Raw genomic sequence first — 1,087 nt, 5'->3', positions numbered from 1 at the left:
GGGGCCGTTGACCGCTGCGATGCCGATCTCGTGCTCGCGGCCGGCCAGCAGGGGCAGCACCTCGTCCTCGCACGCCTGGAGAGCGACCATCGACCCGCCCTCGGGCAGGGCCTGCATCAACCGGCCCCGAGCCGCCACCAGACGGCAGGCATCCTCCAGCGACCACACCCCCGCCACATACGCCGCGGCCAACTCACCCACCGAATGCCCCAGCAGGACATCCGGCCCAACCCCCCATGACTCCACCAGCCGGAACAACGCCACCTCGAGGGCGAACAACGCAGGCTGCGCATACTCCGTGCGCCCCAGCAGCCCGCCATCCCCACCGAAGACCACCTCCCGCAACGGACGCGCCAACTCCCGGTCCACATGCGCACAGACCGCATCGAAGGCATCCGCGAACACAGGAAAAGCCCCATACAGCTCCCGGCCCATCCCCAACCGCTGCGAACCCTGACCCGCGAACAGGAACGCCGTCCTGCCCACCCCCGCCGAAGCCCCCGTCACCACCTTCGGCGAAACCTCACCCGCCGCCAGCAACTCCAGCCCCCGCACCAACTCCTCCCGGTCCGACCCCAGCACCACCGCACGATGCTCGAACACCGACCGCGACCCCACCAACGAAGCACCCACATCCACCGCCCCCGACCCAGAACCACCCTCCACGAACGCCAGCAACCGCTGCGCCTGACCCCGCAACGCCCCCGCGCTCCTGCCCGTCACCACCCAGGGCACAACGGCGGGCGGGGCCGAGGCAGGACTCGGCGATGTGCCGTCCGCGGGCTCCTGCGGCGGCGCCTGTTCGAGAACGACGTGCGCGTTGGTCCCCGAGACGCCGAACGCCGACACCCCGGCCCGGCGCGGCCGACCCGCCTGCGGCCACTGGGCAGTCCGCGTCAGCAGCTCCACCGCACCCGCCGACCAGTCCACATGAGAGGACCGCTCGTCCACATGAAGGGTCTTGGGCAGCACACCGTGGCGCAGCGCCATGACCATCTTGATCACACCGGCCACACCGGCAGCCGCCTGCGTATGCCCGATGTTCGACTTCACCGACCCCAGCCGCAGCGGTCTGTCGGCCGGACGG

1 protein-coding gene is annotated in these 1,087 nt (G+C 71.0%); it reads right to left on the bottom strand.

The genetic code is table 11. From position 1 onward, the window contains the following. The coding region (locus tag IEY86_RS35915) for an acyltransferase domain-containing protein (protein ID WP_189136092.1) at positions 1–1,087 on the bottom strand (1,087 nt) is incomplete at both ends.

Origin of the sequence: Wenjunlia tyrosinilytica, assembly GCF_014646055.1 — a bacterium.
Lineage (GTDB): Bacteria > Actinomycetota > Actinomycetes > Streptomycetales > Streptomycetaceae > Wenjunlia > Wenjunlia tyrosinilytica.
The sequence above is the reverse complement of the archived record's forward strand: the minus strand, read 5'-3'. Positions and strand labels throughout refer to the sequence as shown.